Here is a 6,281-nt window from a genome sequence, read left to right on the forward strand (position 1 = left end):
CAGTCTTGCGGCAGGGGTGTCAAGCTCGTTCGCGCCTGTTACGCATCCGCGAGCAGCGGGGTCAGCGTGTGGAAGAACTCGCCGATTTCGCCCTGGTAGCTGTAGTCCGCCAGGGGTTCGATGTGGGTGGGTTCGCGGTTGACGATGGCAAGGAGCGCGCCGGCCTGCTTGGCGATGACGGGGAAGGACGCCGCGGGCTGGACCACCAGGGACGAGCCGACGACGATGAAGATCTCCGCCGCCTCGCTCCATATCTGGGCCTGGCGCATGGCCGCCTGGGGCATGGGCTGGCCGAAGGAGATAGTGCCGGTCTTGAGCAGGCCGTCGCACGCGTCGCAGCGCGGCGACGTGAACGTTTCTCCCAGGCTCGCCAGGACCTCGTCCGGGTCGAAGAGCTTGCCGCAACCGAGGCATACCACCGTCCGGTCCGAGCCGTGCAGCTCGACAATCTTCTCGTCCGACACGCCGCCCCGGCTGTGCAGCCCGTCGATGTTCTGGGTGATGAGCCCCAAGAGCTTGCCGCGCTTGTCGAAGTCGCCGATGGAGGTGTGGCCGATGTTGGGCTTCACCTCTTTGTACATTTGGTAGCTTTCCTTCTTCCGCTGCCACGCCTCGACTCGCGCCTCCTCGCTGCTGACGAACTCGTCGAAGTACACCGGCTTCATGCGAGTCCATTTTCCGCCGGGGCTTCTGAAGTCCGGGATACCCGATTCGGTGCTAATGCCCGCGCCGGTGAAGAAGACGATGTCCGTGGCGCGGCGGAGTCTTGCGGCGAATTCGTCGAGGGTCATGGGCGTCCTTCCGGGAAGGTGTAGGATATGCGTTGAATCGAGCGGCAAGTCTCCCGAATGTCGCCCCTCAAGTCAAACCGCGCGGTTCCCTCCACGCGAGTTCCATTGACTCGGTTCACGCGCGGCGATATTGCATACCGCTAGTGAGAATCAAGCAGACACTACACGAGACCTACCAGCCGAGGTAACCAATGGCGACAGACAAGATCGTGGGCGTGCCCACCCCCAGGGTGGAGGGAGTGAGCAAGGTGACGGGCGAGGCGGTTTACGCGGTGGACGTGACCCTGCCGGACATGCTGTGGGGCAAGGCGCTGCGGAGCCCGATTCCGTACGGGAGGATCAAGCGCATCGACACGAGCCGGGCGGAGCAGGCTCCGGGGGTCCGGGCGGTGGTCACGGGGGCGGACGTGGCCGGGCTCAAGATCGGCCGGCGGCTGTGCGACATGCCGATCCTGGCGGAGGACGTGGTGCGCTTCGTGGGCGAGAAGGTGGCGGCGGTGGCGGCCGACACGGAGGAAGCCGCGGAACGGGCGGCGGAACTGATCGAGGTGGAGTACGAGGACCTGGAACCCTTGCTGGACCCGCTGGAGGCGGTGAAGCCCTCGGCGCCGCTGCTCCACCCGGACGTCGTGGACTACGACGGCCTCATGGCCCCGCTGGAAGAGCCCACCAACACCTTCGTGTACCTGTCCTGGGGCAAGGGCGACCTCGAGAAGGGCTTCGCCGAGTCCGACGTCATCGTGGAGAACACGTTCTACACGCAACCGCAGCACCAGGGCTACATCGAGCCGCATTCCTGCGTGGTGGACGTGAAGGAGCCGGGGAACGCCGAGATCTGGGCGTGCAGCAAGACCCCGTTCGCGCTGCGCCAGCAGATCGCCAAGGCCCTGGAGGTGCCGTTCGAGAGCCTGATGGTGCATCCCTGCTACATCGGCGGCGATTTCGGCGGCAAGGGCGACTTCATGGACGTGGCCGTGGCCTACGTGCTGTCGCGCAAGAGCGGGCGCCCGGTGAAGATGGTGATGGACTACGACGAGGAGCTCATGGCCGGGAACCCGCGCCACGCCTGCGCCATCAAGGTGCGCACCGGGGTCAAGCGGGACGGCCGCATCATGGCGCACCACCTCGACTTCATCTTCGACAGCGGCGCCTACGGCGCCTTCAAGCCCATCGGCTTTCTCTTCGGCGCGCAGGAGGCGGGGGGCGCGTACAGGATGCCGCACCACCTGAGCGAGGAACGGGTGGTGTACACCAACAAGATCCCGTGCGGGCACATGCGCGCGCCGGGCGACCCCCAGGGCTTCTTCGCCACCGAGAGCCAGATGGACGCGGTGGCCAGGGAACTGGGCATGGACCCGGTGGAGTTCCGCAGGATCAACCTGATGCACGACGGCGACGAGTCGCCCACCGGCCACGTGCTGCACCACATCAAGGCCGAGGAGACCCTGGACCTGGCCCTCGCCGAGTCCGGCTACCGCACCCCCAAGGGCGCCAATACCGGCCGCGGCGTGGCCGTGGCCCAGTGGCTGCCCCTCGGCGGCGAGTGCTACGCCTGGGTGACTATCGACACCGATGGGGCCATCACGGTTGCCGTGGCGGCCATGGACCAGGGCAGCGGCACCTACACGGTGCTCCGGCAATTGGTGGCGGAGGAGCTCCAGGTGCCGCTGGAATCCGTCAATCTCGAGACCCTGGACTCCACCCGGGTGGAGAAGGACGCGGGCCTGGGCGGCAGCCGCGGCACTCGCATCTACGGCAACGCGGCCTACGAGGCGGTTACGGCGCTGAAGGAGGAGTTGCTGAAGGTCGCGGCCGAGGCCATGGGCACGGAGGTCGACAGGCTGGCCGTGGTCGAGGGCGGCGTGACCCAGCTCGACGCCGAACGGCGCATGACCTATGCCGAGCTGGCGCGTGCCCGGGGCTCGGCCATCAAGGGGGAAGGCCACTACAACAACACGACCATGGGCCCGGAAGCCTCCATGTGCGCCGAGGTGGTCGAGGTGGAGGTGGACCCGGAGACCGGCCAGGTCGAGTTGGTCAAGGTCACGGCGGCCGTCAACACCGGCACCATCCTCAACCCGCTGATGCACCAGGGCCAGATCGACGGCGCCGTCATCATGGGCGTGGGCTACGCGCTGATGGAGGACGTGCAGTTCGACGACGGCAAGGTCACCACCGCCAACCTCGGCGACTACAAGATCCCGACCATCCGCGACCTGCCGGAGCTGCGTACGGCGCTGATCCAGTCCGACACCGGCAGCGGCCCCTACAACAGCATGAGCATCGGCGAGACCCCCGTCATCCCGTTCGCCGCGGCGGTGGCCAACGCCGTGGCCGACGCCACCGGCGCGCGCGTCCATTCGCTGCCCATCACGGCCGAGAAGGTGCAGTCGAGGATGTCCGGGTCGGGCGCGCCGGCCGCCGGAGCCGCGGGCCAGGGCCTGGATAGTGTAGTGTGAAGCCGGTCAAGAGGCAGGGCACCCGCTTCGTCGCCGGTTTCATGTCCACTTGGTGGGTCGTGTTCGCCGGCGCCTTCGCGCACGCCGTCAGCACTGGTCTGGCCTACTTCGGCCTGGCCGCCTATTTCCCGTCCTTCGAGCGAGAGTTCGGCTGGAGCCGCACCGCCATCTCCGGCGCCTTCTCCATGGCACGGGTGGAATCCGGGCTGCTGGGTCCGGCAGAAGGGTACATGACCGACCGCCTGGGGCCGAGGCGTGTCATGTACCTGGGCACCGTCATCTGCGCGCTGGGGTTCATCGGCATGAGCTTCGTGAACTCCCTGCCGATGCTCTACGTCACCATCGTGGTGGGCATCGTGCTGGGCTCCAGCGTCGGCTTCTACATCCCCGTGAGCGTGGTGGTGGCGACGCTCTTTCGCGCGCGCCGGAGCCTCGCGTTCGGCATCTTCCGGACGGGACCGGGGCTGTCCGGACTGCTGGTGCCGGTGGTGGGTCTGATGATCGTGTGGTGGGGCTGGCGCGCCGCCTCGGTGGCCTCGGCGGTGATCATCGTGGCCATGGGATGGCCTCTGGCGCGAGCCATCGGGGGGGCGTACGAGCGCGGCGCCGGCCTTGCGGAATCACCGCGCGACACGCCGGCACGGGGGGCCGCGGGCAAGGCCCCAGCCCCCGAGGTCTCGCTGTCGGTGAAGGAGGTGCTGCGCACCCGTTCGTTCTGGTTCCTCGCCGCGGTCATGGGGCTGCGGCAGATGGTCACCGAGGGCCTCTCGGTCCACCTCGTCATCCTCCTGGTGGACCGGGGGTGGGCGCAGGAAGTGGCCGCCGGGCTGCTCGGCGTCTCCGCTCTCATCGGCGTCCCCGCGCGCCTGGCTTTCGGCTGGATGGGGGACTTCATCGAGAAGCGCCGCCTGATGATCGGCCTGCTCGGCACCCTCAGCGCTTCGGTCCTGACCATGGCCGTGACCGATTCCTCCGCCTGGTTCATGGCCGGCTTGGTGGTGTACTCGCTCTGCTACGGCGGTCTCGCGTCGCTCCAGGAGCCTATTCGCGCCGACTACTTCGGCGTCCGCCACTTCGCCAGCATCCAGGGCTTCAGCCGCATGTTCGTCACCGCCGGCAGCGTCATGGGACCCGTCATCGCCGGCTTTTTCTACGACCTGACCCACAGCTACACGATCCCCCTCGCGGTCTTCGCCGGGTCGGCCTTCGCGTCCACGGTGCTCATGTTCTTTACGCTGCCGCCGGCACGGAATGCCCCACGTAACTAGGGTCCAAGTTGCAGCGCACTGCCGTTCATTGTACTCGTGAAGCGATGAGCAAATCCGGATTCAGCGTCCCCAGGGAAGAACGATATTTCGAAGACTACGTCGCCGGCTCGGTGCACGAGTTCGGCCCCACGAGCCTCGACGAGGACGAGATCATCGACTTCGGCAGGCGTTTCGTGCCGCAGCCGTATCATGTCGATCGAGAGCTGGCGCAGAAGACCATCTACAAGGGGCTCATCGCCAGCGGCTGGCACACGGCCGCGGCGATGATGCGGGTCTACTCCGACAACTATCTCTCGGCGGTGGCGAACCTCGGTTCTCCCGGCGTGGACGAGCTGCGCTGGAGCAAGCCGGTACGGCCGGGGGACGAGTTGACGGTACGGGTCACGGTGCTGGAGACACGGCGGTCGAGCTCGAAGCCCGACCGAGGCATCGTGCATTCGTTCCTGGAGACCCTGAACCAGGACGGCGATGTGGTCATGAGCATGAAGATGATCAACTTCATGACCGCACGGGATGTGTCCGGAGCAGCAGCCGGATAACCCGAGACGTATGGTGTCCTTCGACTTCGCTTCGCTACGCTCAGGACGCATTGACAACGAACCGGAACGAGGAAAGGCGTGATCTACGATATCGAAATCAATTCCGCCGCCCACTACCCGGCGGCGGACGTGGTGGGCTTGGTGGAGCGGGCGGAGCACGCCGGGTTCGGTGCGTTCTGGAAGGGCGAGTCCAACAGCACCGATCCGATGGTGCTGATCTCGGCGGCGGCCAGCCGCACCAGCACCATCAGGCTGGGCACCGCCATCTACCACATCTATGGCCGCAGCCCGGTCACCCTCGGTTTGCAGGCGGCGACGCTTCAGGACCTTTCGGGCGGGCGCGTGCTGCTGGGGCTCGGAGTGGCCAACAAGGCCATCGCCGCGTGGCACGGCGGGGTCTTCGACCGCCCGCTGCGGCGCGCGCGCGAGTACATGGAGATCGTGCGCAAGGTGGTGGCCGGGGAGCGCGTCGAGTACGAGGGCGAGATCTACGGCACCGGCAAGCGCTTCCAGCTCTCGTGGAAGCCGCGTTATCCGCGCATGCCCGTCTATCTGGCCGGCTTGGGGCCGCAGATGACCCGGCTCGCGGGCAGGATCTCGGACGGCGTCTTCATCAACATGGCGACCGCGGACAAGATCCGCGAGATCGCGGACCGCACCCAGGCGGCCGCCAAGGCCGTGGGCCGCGGTCCCGTGGACGTCATCGGCAAGGTGCGCGTGTCCCTCAACCCCGACCGCGAGGTGGCGCGCTCGAAGCTCCGGCAGGCGCTGACCTTCTACAACATCGCGGACCACTACAGCACCATGCTGCGGGACCAGGGATTTGTCGCGGAAGTGGACGCGGTGCAGGAGGCGTTCCGGAGCGGCGGCTTCAAGGCCGCCATGGGCGCCATGACCGACGACTACATGGACCGGCTGCCGGTGATCCCGGCCACCTCGGTGGAGGAGATCAAGGACCGGCTCGCGCCCTATGCCGAGGCCGGCGTGACGCGGATGGTGGTGCCCTACGTCCCGGTGAGCGAGCCCGCCGCCGAGGACGCGGCGCGGTTCATCAGCGCATGGGGAAAGGCGGCCGGCTGACGCCGGGCCGTTACCATTCAACCATTGGAAAGCGAGGAGAACGCATGTGTGATTTCGCAGCAGACGCAGAGGCCGCCGGCATCCTGGTAGGCCGGACCCTCACCGTGGAACGCGTCCGTCAGCTCAACGCCAAGGACTACTTCT

The 6,281-nt window shown here is 67.1% G+C and carries 5 protein-coding genes; 4 read left to right on the forward strand and 1 reads right to left on the reverse strand.

The annotated features are described in order from the left end of the window. Positions 1–38 precede the first annotated feature (38 nt). Positions 39–791, reverse strand: a complete 753-nt coding sequence (locus tag OXU42_12930) for a Sir2 family NAD-dependent protein deacetylase (GenBank protein ID MDE0030291.1) — start codon at positions 789–791, stop codon at positions 39–41. Between the two features lie 191 nt (positions 792–982). Between OXU42_12930 and OXU42_12935 the strand changes: the two genes are divergently transcribed. From OXU42_12935 to OXU42_12950, 4 genes are all read left to right on the forward strand, one after another. After that, positions 983–3,250 (forward strand): xanthine dehydrogenase family protein molybdopterin-binding subunit, encoded by a 2,268-nt coding sequence (locus OXU42_12935; protein MDE0030292.1) that lies wholly within the window; start codon positions 983–985, stop codon positions 3,248–3,250. Beyond that, complete coding sequence (locus OXU42_12940) at positions 3,247–4,518, forward strand: MFS transporter (GenBank protein ID MDE0030293.1); 1,272 nt, start codon at positions 3,247–3,249, stop codon at positions 4,516–4,518. Before OXU42_12935 ends, OXU42_12940 begins: the two co-directional genes overlap by 4 nt. Before the next feature lie 44 nt (positions 4,519–4,562). Continuing rightward, positions 4,563–5,057, forward strand: a complete 495-nt coding sequence (locus tag OXU42_12945) for a MaoC family dehydratase (GenBank protein ID MDE0030294.1) — start codon at positions 4,563–4,565, stop codon at positions 5,055–5,057. Positions 5,058–5,135: 78 nt separating this feature from the next. Beyond that, positions 5,136–6,137, forward strand: coding sequence for an LLM class flavin-dependent oxidoreductase (locus OXU42_12950; GenBank protein MDE0030295.1), 1,002 nt, complete (start codon positions 5,136–5,138; stop codon positions 6,135–6,137). Positions 6,138–6,281 lie beyond the last annotated feature (144 nt).

It is taken from the genome of Deltaproteobacteria bacterium (assembly GCA_028818775.1).
Taxonomy (GTDB): domain Bacteria; phylum Desulfobacterota; class Binatia; order UBA9968; family JAJDTQ01; genus JAJDTQ01.